General features: G+C 73.9%; 20 protein-coding genes. 7 read left to right on the top strand and 13 right to left on the bottom strand.

Annotated features, from left to right (window positions below; translation table 11 throughout):
* Positions 1-25: 25 nt before the first annotated feature.
* From ACZ5UI_RS08030 to ACZ5UI_RS08015, 4 genes are read right to left on the bottom strand one after another with little or no spacing between them, the layout of a single operon-like run.
* Complete coding sequence (locus tag ACZ5UI_RS08030; protein ID WP_464196021.1) at positions 26-748, bottom strand: type 1 glutamine amidotransferase; 723 nt, start codon at positions 746-748, stop codon at positions 26-28.
* Positions 736-1,473, bottom strand: a complete 738-nt coding sequence (locus ACZ5UI_RS08025) for a class I SAM-dependent methyltransferase (RefSeq protein WP_464196019.1) — start codon at positions 1,471-1,473, stop codon at positions 736-738. The genes ACZ5UI_RS08030 and ACZ5UI_RS08025 overlap by 13 nt, the downstream gene beginning before the upstream one ends.
* A complete protein-coding gene (locus ACZ5UI_RS08020) occupies positions 1,470-2,834 on the bottom strand; it encodes a MurT ligase domain-containing protein (RefSeq protein ID WP_464196017.1) in 1,365 nt (454 codons plus the stop codon). The genes ACZ5UI_RS08025 and ACZ5UI_RS08020 overlap by 4 nt, the downstream gene beginning before the upstream one ends.
* Positions 2,831-3,724: a diacylglycerol/lipid kinase family protein gene (locus tag ACZ5UI_RS08015; RefSeq protein ID WP_464196015.1), complete on the bottom strand. Its 894-nt coding sequence runs from the start codon at positions 3,722-3,724 to the stop codon at positions 2,831-2,833. The genes ACZ5UI_RS08020 and ACZ5UI_RS08015 overlap by 4 nt, the downstream gene beginning before the upstream one ends.
* 74 nt (positions 3,725-3,798) lie before the next feature.
* Between ACZ5UI_RS08015 and ACZ5UI_RS08010 the strand changes: the two genes are divergently transcribed.
* Positions 3,799-5,235, top strand: coding sequence for an MFS transporter (locus tag ACZ5UI_RS08010; RefSeq protein ID WP_464196013.1), 1,437 nt, complete (start codon positions 3,799-3,801; stop codon positions 5,233-5,235).
* Between the two features lie 20 nt (positions 5,236-5,255).
* Positions 5,256-5,948 carry a peptidylprolyl isomerase gene (locus ACZ5UI_RS08005; protein ID WP_464196011.1) on the top strand — a complete coding sequence of 231 codons (693 nt, stop codon included), beginning with the start codon at positions 5,256-5,258 and terminating at the stop codon, positions 5,946-5,948.
* A gap of 11 nt (positions 5,949-5,959) precedes the next feature.
* Here the strand turns inward: ACZ5UI_RS08005 and ACZ5UI_RS08000 are convergent, their stop codons facing one another.
* Positions 5,960-6,571 (bottom strand): hypothetical protein, encoded by a 612-nt coding sequence (locus ACZ5UI_RS08000; protein WP_464196009.1) that lies wholly within the window; start codon positions 6,569-6,571, stop codon positions 5,960-5,962.
* Positions 6,572-6,600: 29 nt separating this feature from the next.
* Here ACZ5UI_RS08000 and ACZ5UI_RS07995 point away from each other — a divergent pair, with 29 nt between their 5' ends.
* The 5 genes from ACZ5UI_RS07995 to ACZ5UI_RS07975 are packed head-to-tail and all read left to right on the top strand — an operon-like array spanning position 6,601 to position 9,941.
* Positions 6,601-6,999, top strand: coding sequence for a hypothetical protein (locus ACZ5UI_RS07995; protein WP_464196007.1), 399 nt, complete (start codon positions 6,601-6,603; stop codon positions 6,997-6,999).
* Positions 6,996-7,214 carry a hypothetical protein gene (locus ACZ5UI_RS07990; RefSeq protein ID WP_464196005.1) on the top strand — a complete coding sequence of 73 codons (219 nt, stop codon included), beginning with the start codon at positions 6,996-6,998 and terminating at the stop codon, positions 7,212-7,214. Before ACZ5UI_RS07995 ends, ACZ5UI_RS07990 begins: the two co-directional genes overlap by 4 nt.
* A 54-nt stretch (positions 7,215-7,268) precedes the next feature.
* Positions 7,269-8,699, top strand: coding sequence for a cupredoxin domain-containing protein (locus ACZ5UI_RS07985; RefSeq protein WP_464196003.1), 1,431 nt, complete (start codon positions 7,269-7,271; stop codon positions 8,697-8,699).
* 59 nt (positions 8,700-8,758) lie between these two features.
* Positions 8,759-9,310 (top strand): glyoxalase, encoded by a 552-nt coding sequence (locus tag ACZ5UI_RS07980; RefSeq protein ID WP_464196001.1) that lies wholly within the window; start codon positions 8,759-8,761, stop codon positions 9,308-9,310.
* A gap of 22 nt (positions 9,311-9,332) precedes the next feature.
* Positions 9,333-9,941: a protein-L-isoaspartate(D-aspartate) O-methyltransferase gene (locus ACZ5UI_RS07975; RefSeq protein WP_464195999.1), complete on the top strand. Its 609-nt coding sequence runs from the start codon at positions 9,333-9,335 to the stop codon at positions 9,939-9,941.
* Positions 9,942-9,962: 21 nt separating this feature from the next.
* Here the strand turns inward: ACZ5UI_RS07975 and ACZ5UI_RS07970 are convergent, their stop codons facing one another.
* Genes ACZ5UI_RS07970 through ACZ5UI_RS07935 form a run of 8 tightly spaced genes read right to left on the bottom strand, consistent with a single transcriptional unit; the run spans position 9,963 to position 18,229 of the window.
* Positions 9,963-10,364, bottom strand: coding sequence for a hypothetical protein (locus tag ACZ5UI_RS07970; RefSeq protein ID WP_464195997.1), 402 nt, complete (start codon positions 10,362-10,364; stop codon positions 9,963-9,965).
* A 43-nt stretch (positions 10,365-10,407) separates the two neighbouring features.
* The gene (locus ACZ5UI_RS07965; RefSeq protein ID WP_464195995.1) at positions 10,408-10,920 is read right to left on the bottom strand and encodes a hypothetical protein; all 513 of its coding nucleotides are present in this window, start codon (positions 10,918-10,920) and stop codon (positions 10,408-10,410) included.
* Positions 10,917-11,891, bottom strand: a complete 975-nt coding sequence (locus tag ACZ5UI_RS07960; RefSeq protein WP_464195993.1) for a cation diffusion facilitator family transporter — start codon at positions 11,889-11,891, stop codon at positions 10,917-10,919. Before ACZ5UI_RS07960 ends, ACZ5UI_RS07965 begins: the two co-directional genes overlap by 4 nt.
* Positions 11,888-13,900 carry an ATP-binding SpoIIE family protein phosphatase gene (locus tag ACZ5UI_RS07955; RefSeq protein ID WP_464195991.1) on the bottom strand — a complete coding sequence of 671 codons (2,013 nt, stop codon included), beginning with the start codon at positions 13,898-13,900 and terminating at the stop codon, positions 11,888-11,890. The genes ACZ5UI_RS07960 and ACZ5UI_RS07955 overlap by 4 nt, the downstream gene beginning before the upstream one ends.
* Positions 13,901-13,913: 13 nt before the next feature.
* Positions 13,914-14,180, bottom strand: a complete 267-nt coding sequence (locus ACZ5UI_RS07950; RefSeq protein ID WP_464195989.1) for a LapA family protein — start codon at positions 14,178-14,180, stop codon at positions 13,914-13,916.
* Between the two features lie 54 nt (positions 14,181-14,234).
* On the bottom strand, positions 14,235-15,056 hold the full coding sequence (locus tag ACZ5UI_RS07945; RefSeq protein WP_464195987.1) for a bestrophin-like domain: 822 nt from the start codon (positions 15,054-15,056) through the stop codon (positions 14,235-14,237).
* 30 nt (positions 15,057-15,086) lie between these two features.
* Positions 15,087-16,685: an FAD-binding oxidoreductase gene (locus tag ACZ5UI_RS07940; protein ID WP_464195985.1), complete on the bottom strand. Its 1,599-nt coding sequence runs from the start codon at positions 16,683-16,685 to the stop codon at positions 15,087-15,089.
* Positions 16,682-18,229 (bottom strand): glycerol-3-phosphate dehydrogenase/oxidase, encoded by a 1,548-nt coding sequence (locus ACZ5UI_RS07935; protein WP_464195983.1) that lies wholly within the window; start codon positions 18,227-18,229, stop codon positions 16,682-16,684. Before ACZ5UI_RS07935 ends, ACZ5UI_RS07940 begins: the two co-directional genes overlap by 4 nt.

The following is an 18,229-nucleotide window of genomic DNA, read 5'->3' as shown; positions in this document are numbered from 1 at the left end:
TACCGGGCGACCCGGTCGTCTCGCGCTACATGCCCGCAGCACGCCGGGCCGACGCATGCGCATCGTCCTCGAACGCATCGTCGAGCGGTTCCAGGGCTACGCCGCCCAGCGCCGTGGCGATCAGCCAATCGGCGAACCAGGCGTTCTTCGGCAGCAGCGGCCCGTGCAGGTAGGTGCCGATCACGTTGGCCCGGCGGACGCCTTCGAAGCCCGAGGCGCCGTCGTTGCCGTGGCCGTGCAGGACGCGCCCCAGCGGCCGGGCGTCGGCGCCCAGCGCGGTGCGACCGGCGTGGTTCTCGAAGCCGGCCAGGACGCCGGTGGTGCCGTCCAGCTCGACCTCGATGGCCACGTTGCCGATCAGGCGCGGTCCCTCCACCCGGTGGGTGCGCAGGTCGACCAGGCCCAGGCCGGGCAGCTCGCGATCGGCCAGCGCGTAGGCGTGCCCGAGCAGCTGGTAGCCGCCGCACACGCCGAGCAGCAGCCGGTTGGCGTCGGCCGCGGCGGCCAGCGCGTCGCGCTTGGTGGCCAGCATGTCGGCCGCGCACAGCTCCTGGTCGCGGTCCTGGCCGCCGCCGATGTAGAACAGATCGTGGGCGTCGGGGTCGATGCCCTCGCCGAACCCGGCGCCCGACAGCGTGAAGTCGATGCCCCGCCAGGCGCAGCGCTGCTGCAGGACGAGCAGGTTGCCGCGGTCGGCGTAGATGTTCATCACGTCCGGATACAGCGCGCAGACCCTCAGGTGCGGCACAGGACCACCACCTCCGAGCCGACGTAGTCGTCGGTGGCGGGCACGGCCAGCGGCGGGCGGGCGTCGAAGGCCAGCCCGGCGGCCTCGAGCGCGACGGTGGCCGCGTCGACCGCGTCCAGGCGGATCTCGTTGGCCGTCGCGCTGCGCTGCCCGTCGGGTGCGACGACCTCGCGGATGCGCTCGATCACCACGCCACCGACCTCGCGGCGCAGGCCGACCGGGTGCGAGGCGTAGACGGTGCCGTCGATCTCGCGGATGTCCGGGAGCGGGTTGAACACCTGGCCTTCGCCGATCTCCAGCTCGCCCTCCAGCGCATCGGCCAGCGCGGCGGCCAGCAGCCCGCCCGGACGCAGATGGCGCGCGGCGCAGCGCAGGAACCCGGCGCGACCGTCCGGGCCGCCCAGCAGCTGCAGCGTCTGCATCGGGACGAGCACCATCGCCACCTCGCGCTCCAGCGTGAAGTCGCGGGCATCGGCGCAGACGACCTCGACGTCGACGCGAGCGGCCCGCGCGCGCCGCTCCAGCTCGGCGCTGAGGTCGGGATCGGCGTCGAGGGCGATCACGTCGTGGCCCTGGCGGGCGAGGTCCAGCGCCACGCGCCCGGTGCCGGCGCCCACGTCGAGCAGCGGCCCGTCGGCGTCGGCGGCCAGCTCGCGCCACAGCCCGATGTCGGCGTCGTAGGCGCCGCACTCGACGTCGTGCCAGATCACCACCTCGGGCGTCATCCCGCGCCCTTCCACGAGCTGCGGGCCACGCCCCGGCGGGTCAGCACGTCGCGCAGCGCCAGCATCGCGGTGTAGGTGGGCAGCGCGTACAGCGGTCCGGCACCGGCCGCGATCGCGGCGTCCAGGCCGCGCTCGAGCTCGGGCTCGACGACGATCCGGTCGGCCGGGACGCCGGCGTACTTCAGCCGTACGGCCAGCTCCGCGGCGCGCGTGCCCGAGCACGTCGCGCGGCGCACGCGGCCGGCCAGCAGCTCGAAGTCGGCGTCCCACACCCACGAGACGTCGCGCCCGTCGGCGATGTTGTCGTTGAGGACCGCGAAGACGTCGTGCTCGCCGTCCTCGAGCAGGAGCGTGCGCAGCACCTCGTTGGCGCCCGCCGGGTTCTTGATCAGCAGCAGCGTCATCGGCCGGTCGCCGAGCGCGACGGTCTCGGCCCGGCCGAAGGCGGGGGCGACGGCCTCCAGGCCGGCGGCGATCTCGTCCAGGGAGGCGCTCAGCACGCCGGCCAGCGCGGCGGCGGCCAGCGCGTTGTAGACGTTGTAGAGACCGGGAAGCGGCAGCGCGATCCGGCGCTCGCCGGCGGGCGTGACCAGCGTGAAGGCCGCGTCGCGCACGCCGTGCAGCTCGACCTCGCGGGCGTAGACCGAGGGGCTGGGCCGCGTCGCGTCGCCGGTGGGGCAGTGGTAGTGGCCGAGGTGGCCGAGCAGGACCGCGTCGTAGACGTAGGGCTTCCCGCAGCGGCGGCAGTGCTTGGAGTCGGCGGCGTGCTGGAGCCCGGGGAGCGCCAGCGAGACGTCCTCGACGCCGAAGTGGATGCGTCGCTCGGCGGGCACGTCGCGGCCGAGATCGGCGACGAGCGGGTCGTCGGCGTTGAGCACGAGCTGCGTGCCCCGCTGCGACGCCGCGGCGACCACCTCCTGCCAGCGGTCGGCGATCGTCTCCAGCTCGCCGTAGCGATCGAGCTGGTCGCGGAACAGGTTGGCCAGCAGCAGCGCGCGCGGGCGCAGCTGATCGGTCACCTGGCCGAGCCAGAACTCGTCGACCTCGAACAGGCCCAGGTCGCCGCGCCCGCGTGCGTCCAGCAGCGCGGTGGCCACGCCGCCGGCCATGTTCGCGCCGGCCCGGTTGTGCACGAGCGCCGTGCCGCGGCGCTCCAGGATCGAGGCGACCATCGCCGCCGTGGTCGTCTTGCCGTTGGTGGCCGACAGCACCACCGAGCCGTCGCGGAGGTCGGCGCCCAGACGGCCGATCGCGTCGGGCGCCATGCGCAGCAGGAGCTTGCCCGGCAGCGAGGTGCCGCCGCGTCCGGTGCGCCGCGAGAGCGCCCCGACCGTTCGGGCCAGCGCGGCCTGCGCCCTCATGACGAGCGCGGCACCATGACCCGGACGGCGGCGGGCTCGATGGTGAAGGTGGCGGGCAGCTGGCCGATCGGATCGCCGTCGGCGTAGACGACGAACGGGCGGTCGGCGCTGACGCGCGCGGTGCGCACCCGCCGCGTCGTCACCTCGGGCAGCTCGCCCGCCTTCCCCTTGAACGCCGCGGGCAGCATCTTCGTGCCGAAGCGCCACTTGGACATGTCGGCCGCGTAGACGAGATCCAGCAGCCCGTCGTCGAGCTCGGCGTCGGGCGCCACGTACATCCCGCCCCCGTAGGCCTTGTTGTTGCACAGGCCCACGCTCCAGCCGCGGACCGTCAGCTCCGGTTCCGCGTCGACGGTGATCGAGAACGTGGCCGGCTCCCAGGTGGCGATCGCCCGCAGCGCCGCGTAGGCGTAGGCCATCGGACCCAGCCAGGACGGCGCCTCGTTGGCGATGCGATTGGCATCGGAGTCCAGGCCGAGCGAGGCGATGCCCACGAACGGCGCCCCGTCGACGCGGCCCAGGTCGAGCGGGCGCTCGATCCCGTCGCGCAGGATCGCGCAGGCGGCGTCGATGTCGTCGCGCGGGATCCCGAGCACGCGGGCCAGGTCGTTGCCGCGGCCTCCGGGCAGCACGCCGAGCACCGCGCCGGGGAGGCCGGCCATCGCCCCCGCGACGGCGCCGACCAGCCCGTCGCCCGAGAGCGTCGCGACGAGCTCGCCGTTCTCGGCGCCCGCGCGCGCGAGCTCGCGCCCGTGCTCCAGCGACGTCGTGGGGTGGACCGCGTAGGTCAGCCCGAGGTGGGTGAGGGCGAGCTCCGCCCGCGGCAGCGCCTCCATGGCACGGCCGCCCCCGGAGGACGGGTTGACGATGAGGCGGACCGGGCGGGACATGCGGCACGAGGACGCTAGTGCACCCACCTGACCGCGGGGTTCGCTAGCTAGCGAATGGTTTACGGTTTCAACCGATGGCCCACCACGAGCCCACGGTCGCTGACGCCCGGGCGCATCCGTCGCGCACGCTGCTGATCCTGGTCGCGGCGGCCCTGGCCTACGCGCTCGCGCAGACGGTGATCATCCCGGCGCTGCCGGCCATCCAGGAGGACACGGGCACGAGCGAGGCGACGGTCACCTGGTTGCTGACCGCGTTCCTGCTCTCCTCCAGCGTGGCGACGCCGCTGCTCGGGCGCCTGGGGGACATGTACGGCAAGGAGCGCATGCTGCTGATCGCGCTCGTGGTCTTCGGCATCGGGTCGATGGTCTGCGCGATCGGGTCGGACTCGATCGGTCTGCTGATCGTCGGCCGGGTGATCCAGGGCACCGGCGGCGCGATCTTCCCGCTGGCCTTCGGCATCGTCCGCGACGAGTTCCCACCCGAGCGCGTCGCGCAGGCGATCGGCACGCTCAGCTCGACGTTCGGCATCGGCGGTGGCGTCGGCCTGGTGCTCGCCGGCGTGTGCGTCGACCACCTGTCGGTGGCCTGGCTGTTCTGGATCTCGGTGGTCGTCACGGCCTTCGCCGCGTGGGCCACCTGGCGCTACGTCCCGGAGTCGCCGGTGCGCGTGCAGGCGCGCATCGACTGGGGCGGGGGCGCGCTGCTCTCGCTGGCGCTGGCCGCGATCCTGCTCGGCGTCTCGCAGGGGCCGGACTGGGGCTGGCTGTCGGCCGGCGTCATCGGCCTGATCGTCGGCGGCGTGGTCATCGGCGTGGTCTTCGTCGCCTACGAGCGGCGCTTCCCGGAGCCGCTGGTCGACATCGCGCTGATGGCGCGCCGCGCGGTGTGGAGCCCCAACCTGGCGGGCTTCGCCGTCGGCTTCGCGATGTTCGGCTCCTACATCCTGATTCCCCAGCTGGTCGAGGCGCCCAAGTCCACCGGCTACGGGTTCGGCCTCAGCGCCACCGGCGCGGGCCTGGTGATGCTGCCCAGCGCGCTGGTCATGCTCTTCGCCGGGCCGGCGGCCGGCTGGCTGGGCCAGCGCCTGGGCTCGCGGCTCCCGCTGGCGCTCGGCGCCGTGCTGTGCGCCCTCGCCTTCGCGATCCTGGCCTTCGCGCACGACCACATCTGGACGATCGCCTTCGGCGCGGCGGTGCTGGGCATCGGGATCGCCTTCGCGTTCGCGGCGATGGCCAACCTCGTCGTCGCCGCGGTCGACGCGACGCAGACGGGCATCGCCACCGGCATCAACACGATCATGCGCTCGATCGGCGGCGCGGTGGGTGGCCAGGTCGCCGCCTCGCTGCTGGCCTCGCAGGTGCTCGACGACGGCTTCCCGGCCGGCAGCGGCTACACGAACGCGTTCATCATGAGCGGCATCGCGTCGCTGGTCGCGCTCGCGGCCTGCGGCCTGATCCCGCGCCCCGGCCAGCGGCGCCCGACGGCCCAGCCGGCCAAGGTCGCGGCCTGACTGCCGTACCCTGGCGCCTCATGCGCCGCCTGACCCTTCCGCTGCTCGCCGTCCTCGCCCTCGCCGTCGCCGGGTGCGGCGGCGACGACTCCGGCTCGTCCAGCTCGACCGCCGGCACGGCCGCGGCCAGCACCCCGACGACCGCGGCGTCCGACACCGGCTGCCAGTCCGTTGCCGCGGCCAAGCCCAAGACCGCCAAGCCGACGAAGCCGACGAAGGAGCTCACCGCCGGCCAGACGGTCACGGTCACGCTGGAGACCAACTGCGGGACGATCCCGATCGAGCTCGACACCAAGCGGGCGCCCAAGACCGCCAGCTCGTTCGCCTCGCTGGCCGAGCAGGGCTTCTACGACGGGCTGTCCTTCCACCGCATCGTGCCCGGCTTCGTGATCCAGGGCGGCGATCCGCAGGGCACCGGCATCGGCGGTCCCGGCTACAAGGTCGTCGAGGCGCCGCCGAAGGACCTGGCCTACACCAAGGGCGTCGTGGCCATGGCCAAGACCGAGGTCGAGAAGCCCGGGACCTCGGGCAGCCAGTTCTTCATCGTCACCGGCGAGGACGTGGGCCTGCCGCCCGACTACGCGCTGGTCGGCAAGGTCACCGGCGACGGCCTGGAGACGGCGGCCAAGATCGAGGCGATCCCGTCCGACCAGAACACGGGCATGCCCTCCGAGCCGGTCGTCATCTCCAAGGCCACCGTCAGCGGGGAGTAACCCCGCCGACGTCAGCCCGCCGCGCGGGCGGCGGCGGCCTTGTTCTGCCGTCGTCGTCCGAGCAACGCGAGCGCGCCGAGCACGGCGATGACCAGCACGACGCCGAGCAGCAGCCCGCCGCCGATGCCCACGCCGCCGAACGGCAGGGCGATCAGCTCGACGATCCCCAGGCCGATGGCGATCAGGGCCACGACGATCAGGATGATCAGCAGGATGCCGCGCACGCGCAGCAGCAGCGAGGAGCCCGGGGGCGGAGCGACCAGGCCCATCAGGCGCAGCAGCAGCAGCTGACGGTTGGACGGGGGCGCCTGACCGAGGCGCTCCATCGACGTCTTCAGGTCGCCGGCGCGACGCTCGGCCAGCGCCAGCGAGGCATCGGCCATGCGGCGCAGCTGCATCCGCTCCTGCGGCCGCGCGGCCGCGATCGCCTTGCGGAAGTACTCCCGCGCGGTCTTCGCGTCGTAGCGCTCGGACGCGCGCGCGCCGAGGATGGCGTTCGCCGCCGCCTTGTACTTGCCCGAACGAGCCTCGATCTCCAACTCGTCGTCGGAACGGGTCTCGAGCTGCTGCATCGCGGCGAGCGCACTGCGCTGCTCGATGCGAACCTGTCGCTGCTTGGCCATGGTGCGTGGAGTGTAGGGTCCCGAGCGCGATGGATCTGGATGCGGCGGCCCGCCACGTCAACCGCGCGATGATCGCCTTCGACCTGGCCCTGGGAACCGGAGCGCTGCTGGCGCCCGACGCGACCCTGCGCCTCCTCGGGCACGCCCCGCCGTCCCCCGACGCGCGGGCCCTGTTCCGCCGCAACGGGCCCGTGTGGCTGACCTTCGCCGCCGGCCATGCGGTCGCCGCGGCGCGGGGCGAGCCGCGCGACTGGTGGGGCCTGGCCTGGCTGCGCGGGACCGAGCTGCTGACCGACGTGGTGTGGTCGACCTCGCCGGCCATCACCCGGCCCAGCGCCCGCGTGGCGCTGGTCGGCGCGGGCGTCGGCAACCTGGCCATGGCGCTGGGATTCGGGCGTCTCGGACGGCATACTGGGCGCGGGTCATGAGCAACATCCAGGAGATCGCCCTCGTCGTCATCGGGATCCTGCTGATCGTCGCGATCGGCATGTGGATCTCGCGCGACGCGCGCCGGCGCGCGCCCGTGGCCGACCCCGAGCACCCGGAAGGGCCCGAGAACCACCGGCGCACCACGCAGCAGCGCCAGCGCGATCGCGCGGCCGCCAAGCGGGCGCGCAAGGCCCGACGTGCGAATCGTCATTAGGTATCGCTACCCTGGCGCCTGCCCGGAAGCTTTCAGTCAGACTGCAAGGACCCCATGCTGCGTCGCCTGCTCCTCACCATCCTGAGCGTCGCTGCCCTCGGCGCGCTGCTGTCGGCCAGCGCCTCGGCAGAGACGATCCACTACCGCTTCGGTCCGATCGACGTGAAGCCGGGCCAGAACACGATCGACTTCGCGCCCAACGGCCTGAAGCCCGACGTCCCCGGCTACATCACGCGCTTCAAGCCGAACCTGACCTTCGTCAACGGCAAGATCCCCGGCGTCGACGTCGTCCACCTGCACCACGGCGTGTGGCTGGTCAACGGGTATCCGACCTACGCGGCCGGTGAGGAGAAGACCGAGGTCCGGCTGCCCAAGGGCTACGGCTACGGCTACGACCCCAGCCAGAAGTGGATCATGAACTACATGGTCCACAACCTGACGCCGACGCCGACCAAGGTCTACCTGACCTACGACATCGACTTCACGCCGGCGACGGACCCGGCGGCGGCGGGCATGAAGTCCGTGCGCACCCAGTGGATGGACGTCGAGGGCTACAACGTCTACCCGGTGTTCGACGCGCTGCGCAAGGACGCCGACAGCAAGGGCCAGTACACCTATCCGACCGACGATCCGGACGCCTACGGCAACGGCCCCAAGCGCAACCAGTGGACGGTCGACCAGGACGGCACGCTGGTCGGCACGGCCGGCCACCTGCATCCGGGCGGCCTGCACACCGACCTCTACCTGACCCGCGACGGCAGGACGGTGCGCCTGTTCCGTTCCGACGCCAAGTACTTCGAGCCGGCCGGCGCGGTGTCGTGGGACGTGGCGATGACGAACACGCCCGCCGACTGGAAGGTCCAGGTGCGCAAGGGCGACGTGTTGTCGGTGACCGGCACCTACGACGTCTCCAAGGCGTCCTGGTACGAGTCGATGGCGATCATGCCGGTTGCCTTCTCCGGCGGCGACACGACGGGCATCGACCCGTTCAGCGGCCAGTTGAACACCAAGGGCGTGCTCAACCACGGCCACCTGCCCGAGAACGACAACCACGGTGGCAAGGCCTCCGGGCTGCCCAACCCGCTCAAGCTGGCCAGCGGCAAGGCGCCGACCGGCGAGATCGACATCAAGGGCTTCCTGTACGAGCAGGGCGACCTGTCCAACCCGCTGGCCGCCGGCAAGCCGCCGGTCGTCACCCAGGGCAACTCGCTGACCTTCCGCAACCTGGACGACAGCCAGACGATCTGGCACACGATCACCGCGTGCAAGGCGCCCTGCAACCAGAGCACCGGCATCGCCTACCCGCTGGCCAACGGCGATGTCGACTTCGACTCGGGCGAGCTGGGCACCGGCCCGGCTGGTCGCACGGCGGCGTCCAACGTCGTCACCTGGCAGACGCCGAAGAACCTGTCGGTCGGCACCTACACGTACTTCTGCCGCGTGCATCCGTTCATGCGCGGCGCGTTCCGCGTGGTGGCGCGATAGCGCCCGGCCCGACGCTCGACGAGCTCCTGATCGCCGACCCACCGTCGCGGTGGGCGGCGTTGGGGTTCGCCGTCGGCGAGGACGGCGGCTGTGACGTCGGCGCGATCCGCCTGCAGCTCGGCGCGGGCGGGGAGGAGGGCATCGCGGGCTGGGCGCTGCGCGAGGCCGGGAGCGGCCCGATCGACGGCCTGCGGACGATCGACTCCGGGGCGCGGCGGCGCGAGCCGGCGCCGCCGCAGCCCAACGGGGTGACGGGCGTCGACCACATCGTCGTGGCCACGCCCGACTTCACGCGGACCGCCGACGCGCTGGCGGCCCGGGGCCTGGAGTGCCGCCGCGTGCGGGAGGTCGAGGGCCGCGGGCGCCAGGGCTTCTACGTGATCGGTGACGCGCTGCTGGAGGTCGTCGGGCCGTTCTCGCCCGACGGCGACGGTCCGGCGGCGTTCTGGGGCATCACCTTCAGCTGCGGCGATCTGGACGCCACGTGCGCGTCGCTCGGCCCGGAGCTGGTCAGCGACCCGCGCGAGGCCGTCCAGCCGGGACGCCGCATCGCCACGCTGCGCCGGGCCGCGGGCCTGGGAGCCGCCGTGGCGTTCATGTCGCCGCGCTGAACCGGAGTAGCGTTGGCCTCAGATGGAGCCAGCTGAGCGCGCGCTGTACGTGGAGCTGCGCCGCCGCGGGATCGACGAGACCGTCCTGCGGGCGATGGCGCGCGTGCCGCGGGCGCTGTTCGCGCCGGAGCTGGCCGTCGAGGACGCCTACGTGGACGAGCCGCTCCCGCTGCCCGACGGCCAGTCGATCTCGCAGCCGTTCCTCGTGGCCCGGATGGTGCAGCTGCTGGAGCTGACGGGCCGTGAGCGCGTGCTCGACGTGGGCTGCGGCTCGGGTTGGCACGCCGCGCTGATCGCCCAGCTGGCCGGACACGTGTGGGCGATCGAGCGCCACGCGTCGCTGGTCGCGCTGGCGGCGGAGAACCTGGCCCGGGCCGGTGTCACCAACGTCACCGTGCTGCACGGCGACGGCACGCTGGGCCATCGGGCGGCGGCGCCGTATGAGGCGATCAACGTCGCCGCGGGCGCGCGTGGCGGCCTGCCGGTGGCGCTCGAGGACCAGCTGGCCGACGGCGGGCGCCTGGTCGCGCCGGTCGACGACCAGCTCATCTTCGAGCGCCGACACGGCGAGGCGATCGAGCGCCAGATCCTGGAGGCCGTGCGCTTCGTCCCGCTTGTCGGCGGGTCCTGAGGCGCGGGCTACGGCTAGTGCCTAGACCGGGCGCGCGAGCAGCTCGGTCAGCGCGGTGGGCACGTTGGGGAACAGCATCCAGGCGCGCTCCAGCCCGACGGCCTGCAGGTCGCGCACGAGCAGGTCGTCGGCGGCCACCGCGACCGGGTCGCAGCAGGCCTCGATCAGGTGGGCCTCGAGCTCGCACAGCGCGTAGACGGCGGGCCAGGCGTGGTGCCGGACGGCCGACAGGTCCAGCACGAGCTCGCTGACGCCCTCGTGGGCGGTGCGCAGGACCGCGTGGGCGAAGGCGCGCGCCGTGGACTCGTCCAGGCGGGCGCCCGCCTGGACGACCGCGAGGTGGTCGCCCAGCCGCCGGACCGGGAAGGACCCGGCGCGGCTGGGTACGCCGGTGGTGAGGATGGTGGTGTCGACCGCGCTCATGGTGGCCCGGGGTACCCCGGCCCACACGGTTCTGAACGTCCGGTCAGTGACCGTGTCCGGCACCGGCGGCGAGCATGAACCACGTCGCGGCGGTGGCCAGCAGCGCGACGAGCTCGAGCGCGTCGACGGCGAAGCGCGGTCGGGGCCGGTCGCCATGCGCGGCGGTGACGAGGGATACGAGCCCCAGCGCGACGATCAGCAGCTCGTCGAACGTGCACTGCGCGTCGAGCGGCCCGATCGACTCGGCCTCGCCGGCCGACGGTCCGTAGGGCAGCCCGACTGTCCTGGAGATGACCCACACGAGCGCGATCCCCGCCTGCAGCGCCAGGCCGGCCAGCAGCAGGCGCCGATCGTCGCCGCGGCGCCAGATCGCCACCGCCCACCCGAGCTGCAGGACGCCGGAGGCGACGAAACCGGCGCCGAACAGCCAGTACTCGTCGAAGTGCAGCCGGGCGACGCTGAGGTGCACGACCGCGGCCGCGCCGGACAGGACGGCGGCGAGCCGCACGAGGTCCGTGCGCCACGCGCCGGTCCGCGCGACCGGCGCCGCGCTCACGGGACGGCCGGCGGAGCGAGGCCGTCGGCGACCTCGAGGTGCAGGAGCGAGTCGCTCTCGTGGTCGACCTGCAAGGTGGTGTGATCGATGGTGAAGCGCTCGTGCAGCATCGACTCGAGCTCGCGGCGGATCCCGTGGCAGTCCGCGCCGCCCTTGACGGTGACGTGCGCCGACAGCGCCGGGAAGCCGGACGTGACCTCCCAGACGTGCAGGTCGTGCACCTCCACGACGCCATCCCAGGACGCCATGGCGCGGCCGATCTGGTCCGGGCTCTGGCCCTGCGGAGCGGCCTCGAGGAACACCCGGCCCGACGCGATCAGCAGGCCGTAGGCGGAGTGCAGCATCAGGGCGGCGACCAGGATCGAGGCGATCGGGTCGGCGCGCTCGAACCCGGTGAGCAGGATCACGGCGCCGGCGATCGCCGTTCCGATGAACGCGTACAGGTCGGTCAGCACGTGGCGGAAGGCGCCCTCGACGTTCAGCGACGTGCGGTTGGCCCGGGCCAGGACCCAGGTCGCGGCGATGTTCACCACGACGCCGAGCAGCGCGACGGCCAGCACGAGGCCGCCTTCGACCTCGGGGGGCGAGATCAGCCGGCGGACGGCCTCGATCAGGATGATCACCGCCAGGATCAGCAGCGTCAGACCGTTGGCCTGCGCGCTGAGGATCTCCACGCGCTTGAGCCCGAAGGTCATCGCGCCGCGCGCGGGCCGCGCGGCCAGGCGGATCGCCACCAGCGACAGCGCGATCGCGGCCGCGTCGGTGAGCATGTGCGCGGCGTCCGACAGGAGCGCCAGCGAGCCGGACACGATGCCCAGGACGACCTCGACGAGCATGAAGCCGACGATCAGGACGAGCGCGATCGCCAGCTTGCTGACGTCCGCGTCGGCGCTCACCCCATGGCTGTGGCCGGCGTGCCCGTGACCGGCGTGGTCATGGCCGTCGTGATCGTGCTGGTGGCCTGCGCTCACGCTGTCAATCGTAGGTCGCCCGCGAAGCGCAGCACGAGGCGGGCGCCGCCGCCCGGCACCTCGCGCACCTCGAAGCCGTCGGTGGTGCGGGCGATGATCTGCAGCCCGAGCCCGACGCCGGGGCTGTCGCCGCGCGGGCGCACGCCGCAGCCCTCGTCCTCGACCGTCACGCGCAAGGCGTGGCCCTCGCTGGCCACCTCGACGTGCATCAGGCCTGGCGGACCGCTGCGGTGGCGGTAGGCGTGGACGACGACGTTCGTGCAGGCCTCGCTGACCGCCAACGCGAGGTCGCGGCACAGCGCGTCGCTGGCGCCGTGGTCCTGGGCGAAGGTCGCCACGTCGTGGCGTGCCGCGGCGACGGCGGGCGGCTCGGCCGTGTAGGTGTGGCGCACGGCGTCGCCGATCCGGCGCACGGCGATGACCACGATGTCGTCGTCGGCCCCTCCGGCCAGCGTCCCCAGCGCGCGGTCGACGAGCATCGAGGCCGACTCCCGATCGGAGGTGATCAGCCCGAGCCGGCGCAGCCCGTCGACCAGCCCGGCGTCGCGGTGCTCGACGAGCCCGTCGGTGTAGGCCAGCAGCGTGTCGCCGGCGTCCAGGCGCAGCTCCAGCTCGCGGCGCGCCTGGGCGGCGACGCCGAGCGGGGGGTCGGCGGGCACGTCGATCAGCGCCGCACCGGCGCCGTGCAGGCGCAGCGGCGGCAGGTGTCCGGCGCTGCTGACCTGGGTGACGCCGGTGACCGGGTCCAGGAACGCGACCAGGAGCGTGGTGAACTCGAGCGGGTCCTCGGTGGCCACGAAGCGATCGAGCCGCTCGAGCGCCTCGGCCGGGGAGGTGGACTCCAGCGCGTAGGCGCGCACCGCGGTGCGCACGGTGCCCATCCGGGCCGCCGCCTTCAGCCCGCGCCCGACCACGTCGCCGACGACCACGCCCACGCGGCCGTCCGGCAGCGTGAACAGGTCGTACCAGTCGCCGCCGACCTCCGTGCCGTCCTGGCCGGGCACGTAGCGCGCGGCGACGTCGAACCCGGGGACGATCGGCAGCGCGGCGGGCAGCAGGCTGCGCTGCAGCGACAACGCGGACTCGCGCACGGTCTCGTACAGCTCGCGCTGGCGGATGGCCCGCGCGGCGCGGTCGGCCACGAGCTCGAGCAGCACGAGGTCGTGCGCGTCGTAGGTGCGCACCAGCGTGGAGACGATCAGCACGCCCAGGACCTCGTGCTCGAGGCGCAGCGGCACGCCCGCGATCGACCGGGCCGGATCGCGCAGGTGCTCGAGCACGGCGTCCTGGGTCGCCTCGCCCGACAGGATCAGCGGGCGCCCGGCCGAGGCGACGCGACCGGCGACCCCCGCGCCCGCGGGCACGCGCAGGCCGGCGACGGCCTCGGGCGGCAGGCCGTGCGCGGCGCGCACGGTCAGCGCGGCGTGCTGCTCGTCGTACAGGAGCACCTTGGCGATGTCGGCGACCAGCACCTCGCTGACGCGGGCCAGCAGCTCCTCCAGGAGCGCGTCGACCTCGAGGTGGTGCAGCGTGACGTCGGTGACCTTCTGCAGGCCGCGCAGGCGCTCGGTCAGCCGCTCGCGCTCGGCGTCGCGGCGATGGCGCGCGGTCACGTCGAGCGTCACGCCGATCACGGCGATCGCGCGGCCGTCGGCGTCGCGCCGGACCTGCGCCCGCGCGTGCAGCCAGCGCGGGGGATCGGCGTTGGCCGCGCGAAACTCGAACTCGAACCCGTTGCCCTCGCGGACCGCGTCGCCGATCGCGGTCTCCACGCCGGCCCGGTCCTCCGGATGCACCTGCTGCGCCCAGTCGGCGTAGCGGACCGGCGCCTCGCCGCGGTCCAGGCCGTGCAGCGGACCGAGGTTCGGGGTCCAGTGGATGCGATCGGTCTCGATCTCCCACATCCACACGCCCGTGGCCGTGCCCTCGATGGCCAGCGCGAGCGAGTCGAGCGCCAGGTCGGGCGGAAGCCCCAGCGACGCCGTGTCGAGCCCGTCAGGTTCGGTCACGGGCATCGATGGTTCAGCGGTGGGAGTCGGACGCCTTCGCCTTGGCCCGACGGCCGCGCAGCAGGTAGCCGCCGGCCAGCCCGAGGACGAAGCTGACGACGATCACCACGATCAGCGGCGTGCTCGTGCTCGTCACGATCCAGTCGACCTTCACCTTGTCGGTGTTGACGACCGCGAAGACGACGATGATCACGCCGACGACGAGCGCGGCGATGCGGCGGTTGCGTTCCCTGCGGTCGGCCTTGCTGACCGCCGGTTGTTCGACCTGTTCGTGGCTCACGAGCGAAAGTGAAGCACGCTCGGCGGCTCCTGTGGGACGGCGGTCTTGCAGCGGTCAGGTGACCGGACGGCCCTGGGCGTCGCAGGGCAGCGGCGCGCCGGTGTCGAGGTCCCCGGTCATGATCGGCAGCTGCCGCTCCATCGACCTGGGCAGAACCGCTCCCGGCGTGTCCCGATAGGGGGCGTCGAAGAACGCCACGAGGACCAGTCCGGCGACGACGACGGTGGTCACGCCGATGGGCAGCGCGGCCTGCGCGAAGCGCCGTTCGGCGGAGTCGGCGAACAGCCACACGAAGGCGATCACCAGCGCCCCGCCGGCCAGCAGGAACACCCACACGAGCGAGGGGACGAACGGCGCCGCCTCGTCGATGCGGCCCTGGCGCCCGGCCTGGCGGGCGGCGGTCTGGTCGTACCAGGCGCTGTAGGCGGCCGAGACCCGGGCATCGCCGCCACCGCTGCCCTCGGTGAACGCGTGATCCAGCCGCAGCGCCCAGTCGCGCACGACGTTGCTCTGCTGGTCGTCGGCCAGCGTCTTCCACTCGATGTTGACGACCGCGCGGCCGTAGCAGACGAGGCCGGCCTGGAGCGCCTGGCGCTGCTCGTCGGGGAACACGTCGGCGATGTGGAACAGCGACAGGACCGCGTCGGCCTCGGTCGAGGCGCTGGTGCGGGCCCGGTCGAAGCTCTGGAAGGTCAGCAGGAAGACGAAGGCCAGGATCACCGCGAACGACGTGCCGGCGACCGAGTACACCCAGCCCGCCTGCTGCATGTCCTCGTAGTAGCCGCCGGCAGGCGCGTGCCGGCGCACGAGCAGCATGACGACGACCGCCACGGCGTTGACGGCGACGACGATGAGAATGCCCAGCCAGAGCGACATCGGCTGGGACGCTATCGGCGGATCGCGTGGCTAGCGGAGACCCAGCACGCCGGGATTCATCACGCCGGCCGGATCGAGGCGGTCCTTGGCGGCCTGGAGCGTGGCCACGCCGAGCGCTCCGACCTCGTCGGACAGCCACCGCGCGTGGTCGCGGCCGACCGCATGGTGATGGGTGATCGTCGCGCCGTGGGCCAGCATCGCGTCCAGCGCCGCGGCCTTCGCGGTCTGCCACTGCTCGGCCTCGTGCCCGGCGCGCTGGCCGGTCAGGACGGTGAAGTACAGCGAGGACCCGCTCGGGTACAGGTGCGAGACGTGGCAGAGCACCAGCGTCTGCGCGCCGAGGGCGCCGCGCAGCGCGTCGGCGACGGCGCCGTGCAGCTCCTCCAGCCGCGACCAGGGCGCGGCGGTCTCGAGCGTCTCGACCAGCACGCCGCGGTCCATCAGCACGTCGCGCAGGTACGGCGCGGCGTAGCGGCCGGCAGCCCAGGCGTCGCCACCGTCACCCGGCTGCGGCGCGCCGCCGTGGGCGCGGGCGATCGCGCTCGAGCGCTCGGCCCGAGCGCGCACGTCGTCGGCCTCGCCCTCCCAGCCCAGGATCGCGGCCACGCCGTCGCCGTCGATCTTCGCGGTGTGCGCGGCGACCATGCGGTTCAGCGCGACCTCGGCCTCGTCGGACAGGCGGGCCACGTCCGGCGCCGCGTGCGACTGCTCCAGCGCCCGCAGCGCCTCCAGCCCCGCCGCGAAGGTCGGGAACGTCCACGCCTCGTAGCGGCGCTCGGCCGGCGTGGGGCGCACCTGCAGCGTGACCTCGGTGATCACGCCGAACGCGCCCTCGGAGCCGATCAGCAGCTCGCGCAGATCCGGACCGGCGGCGGTGGCGGGCAGGTCACGGGCGACCAGCTCGCCGGCCGGCGTGACGCAGCGCAGCCCGGTGACGAGCTCCTCGACGGCGCCGTAGCCCGTCGAGGCCTGGCCGGCGCTGCGCGTGGCCACCCAGCCGCCGACGGTGCTGAACTCGAACGACTGGGGGTGGTGGCCCAGCGTCAGGCCGTGCTCGGCCAGCGCGGCCTCCAGCGCGGGGCCGAGCATCCCGGCCTGGACGACCGCGGTGAGCGCGACCGGATCGACCGACACGAGCTGATCCAGGCGGGCCAGGTCGAGCGACACCAGCGGGCGGGTGCGCTGGGCCGACGGCGTCACGCCGCCGACGACGCTCGTGCCGCCGCCGAAGGGGACGACCTCGATGCCCTGCTCGGCGCACACGGCGATCACCGCGGCGACCTCGGCCGCGTCCGCGGGGTAGACGACCGCGTCGGGCGCGCCCGGCAGGTGGCCCGCGCGCAGCGCCAGCAGATCCAGGTAGCTGCGCCCCGCGCCGTGGCTGACGCGCGACAGGCGGTCGGCGCGCACGTGCGCGGCGCCCACGACGTCGCTCAGCGGCGTCAGGTCGTCCAGGCGGGGCTCGGGCAGGCGCACGTCCTCCAGGGCCACGGGCGGCGTGTGGGCGCCGGCGCCGAGGCGCTCCAGCAGCGGCGCCGCCTCGGCGGGCAGCTCGGGATCGACGGTCGACGGCGGACCCCAGCCGAACCAGCGCAGTCGCGGAGCAAGGGGATCGATGGCGGCGTTCATGCGGGCAGGCGCTCCTCGATGAGCTCGCGCGCAGCATCCGCGACCTCGGCCCGGCGGGCGGGCACGAGGCCGATGCGGGTGCGGCGGTCGAGCAGGTCGTCGACGGTCAGGGCGAGCTCGTGCTCCACGGCGAAGCGCAGCTCGGCGGGGGTGGTGGGGACGTCGGGCGCCAGCGGCGCCAGCAGGTCGGGGTCGTCGGCGGCGTAGGCGACGACGATCGGGGCCTCGGCGCCGTAGCGGTTGGCCAGGCGGGGCGCGATGCCGGGCATCACGGTGTCGCGGGGCTGCGCGCCGACGAGCGGCAGCCGGGCGGTGACGCACGGCCCGGCCTGCACGCCCGGCCGCGCGGCCAGCGCGTCGACGGCGTCCTGGGCCATCCTGCGGTAGGTCGTGAGCTTGCCGCCGGCCACCGTCAGGACGCGGGTGTCGGGATCCTCGATCACCGCGTGCCGACGCGACAGGTCGGCCGTGGCGTCGCCCTCGGCCTGCAGCAGCGGGCGCATGCCCGAGTAGCGGCCGACCACGTCGTCCTCGGTGAGCGGCAGCTCGAGCGCCTGCGAGATGGTGCGCAGCATCCCGCGCTCCTCCTCGGGCGTGATGTGCGTCTCGTCCGGGACGGGGCCGAGCACCGGCACGTCGGTGAGGCCGATGACCACGAGGTCGTCGGGCCGCGGCAGCGCGAACACGAAGCGCGAGCGAGAGCCCTCCAGCGGGACGTTGAAGGCGGCGCGCGGGTGGCCCAGGCGCGCGGCGGGCACCAGCAGGTGCGAACCGCGGCTGGGGCGCAGCGTGACGGCGTCCGACAGCGTCCCCGCCCAGACGCCCGTGGCGTTGACCACGTGGCGGGCGCGGATGCGCAGCTCGGTGCCGGTGCGCTCGTCGCGCGCGTCGGCGCCGTCGCCGTCGAGGGCGAGCGCGGAGACGTAGGTGAGGATCCGAGCGCCCCGGGCGGCCGCGCTGCGGGCGACGGCGACGACCAGCGCGGCGTCGTCGGTCAGCTGACCGTCCCAGCTCATCAGCGCGCCGCGCAGGCCGGCGGGATGCAGCGCGGGGACCAGGCGGCGCGCCTCGAGCGCGTCGATGCGCCGCGCATTGGGCAGGCGGTCCCGCGAGGTGCCCGACATCCGGCGCATGGCGTCACCGGCGCGCAGGCCGGCCATCGTGCCGGAGGCCACCCAGCCCGGCGTGTCGGACGACAGCAGGGTGAGGAAGGGCAGCGAGCCGATCAGGTGGGGCGCGGTGCGCAGCAGGATCGCGCGCTCGTGGGCCGACTCCCAGGCGATCGCCGGGTGGCCCTGGGCGATGTAGCGCAGCCCGCCGTGGACGAGCTTGGAGGACCAGCGGCTGGTGCCCTGTGCGAGGTCGCCGCGCTCGATCAGCGCGACGCTGAGGCCGCGGGAGACGGCGTCCAGCGCGACGCCCGCGCCGGTGATCCCGCCGCCGACGACGAGCACGTCGACGGTGTCGCCGTCGGCGAGCTGCTCGAGCTCAGCCGACCGGCGGGCGGCGTTGAGGGAGGACGAGGCTGCGAGACGCTGTGACAT

Source organism: Conexibacter sp. JCM 18997 (assembly GCF_055391915.1).
The sequence above is the reverse complement of the archived record's forward strand: the minus strand, read 5'-3'. Positions and strand labels throughout refer to the sequence as shown.

Bases quoted from the DNA above. Each gene is read 5' to 3' on its own strand.
- ACZ5UI_RS08025 (WP_464196019.1), bottom strand. From the start codon at position 1,473: ATGACGCCCGAGGTGGTGATCTGGCACGACGTCGAGTGCGGCGCCTAC.
- ACZ5UI_RS07990 (WP_464196005.1), top strand. From the start codon at position 6,996: ATGAGCAACATCCAGGAGATCGCCCTCGTCGTCATCGGGATCCTGCTG.
- ACZ5UI_RS07945 (WP_464195987.1), bottom strand. From the start codon at position 15,056: ATGTCGCTCTGGCTGGGCATTCTCATCGTCGTCGCCGTCAACGCCGTG.
- ACZ5UI_RS08000 (WP_464196009.1), bottom strand. From the start codon at position 6,571: ATGGCCAAGCAGCGACAGGTTCGCATCGAGCAGCGCAGTGCGCTCGCC.
- ACZ5UI_RS07970 (WP_464195997.1), bottom strand. From the start codon at position 10,364: ATGAGCGCGGTCGACACCACCATCCTCACCACCGGCGTACCCAGCCGC.
- ACZ5UI_RS07935 (WP_464195983.1), bottom strand. From the start codon at position 18,229: ATGTCACAGCGTCTCGCAGCCTCGTCCTCCCTCAACGCCGCCCGCCGG.
- ACZ5UI_RS08010 (WP_464196013.1), top strand. From the start codon at position 3,799: ATGGCCCACCACGAGCCCACGGTCGCTGACGCCCGGGCGCATCCGTCG.
- ACZ5UI_RS08020 (WP_464196017.1), bottom strand. From the start codon at position 2,834: ATGAGGGCGCAGGCCGCGCTGGCCCGAACGGTCGGGGCGCTCTCGCGG.
- ACZ5UI_RS08015 (WP_464196015.1), bottom strand. From the start codon at position 3,724: ATGTCCCGCCCGGTCCGCCTCATCGTCAACCCGTCCTCCGGGGGCGGC.
- ACZ5UI_RS07995 (WP_464196007.1), top strand. From the start codon at position 6,601: ATGGATCTGGATGCGGCGGCCCGCCACGTCAACCGCGCGATGATCGCC.
- ACZ5UI_RS07940 (WP_464195985.1), bottom strand. From the start codon at position 16,685: ATGAACGCCGCCATCGATCCCCTTGCTCCGCGACTGCGCTGGTTCGGC.
- ACZ5UI_RS08005 (WP_464196011.1), top strand. From the start codon at position 5,256: ATGCGCCGCCTGACCCTTCCGCTGCTCGCCGTCCTCGCCCTCGCCGTC.
- ACZ5UI_RS07975 (WP_464195999.1), top strand. From the start codon at position 9,333: ATGGAGCCAGCTGAGCGCGCGCTGTACGTGGAGCTGCGCCGCCGCGGG.
- ACZ5UI_RS07985 (WP_464196003.1), top strand. From the start codon at position 7,269: ATGCTGCGTCGCCTGCTCCTCACCATCCTGAGCGTCGCTGCCCTCGGC.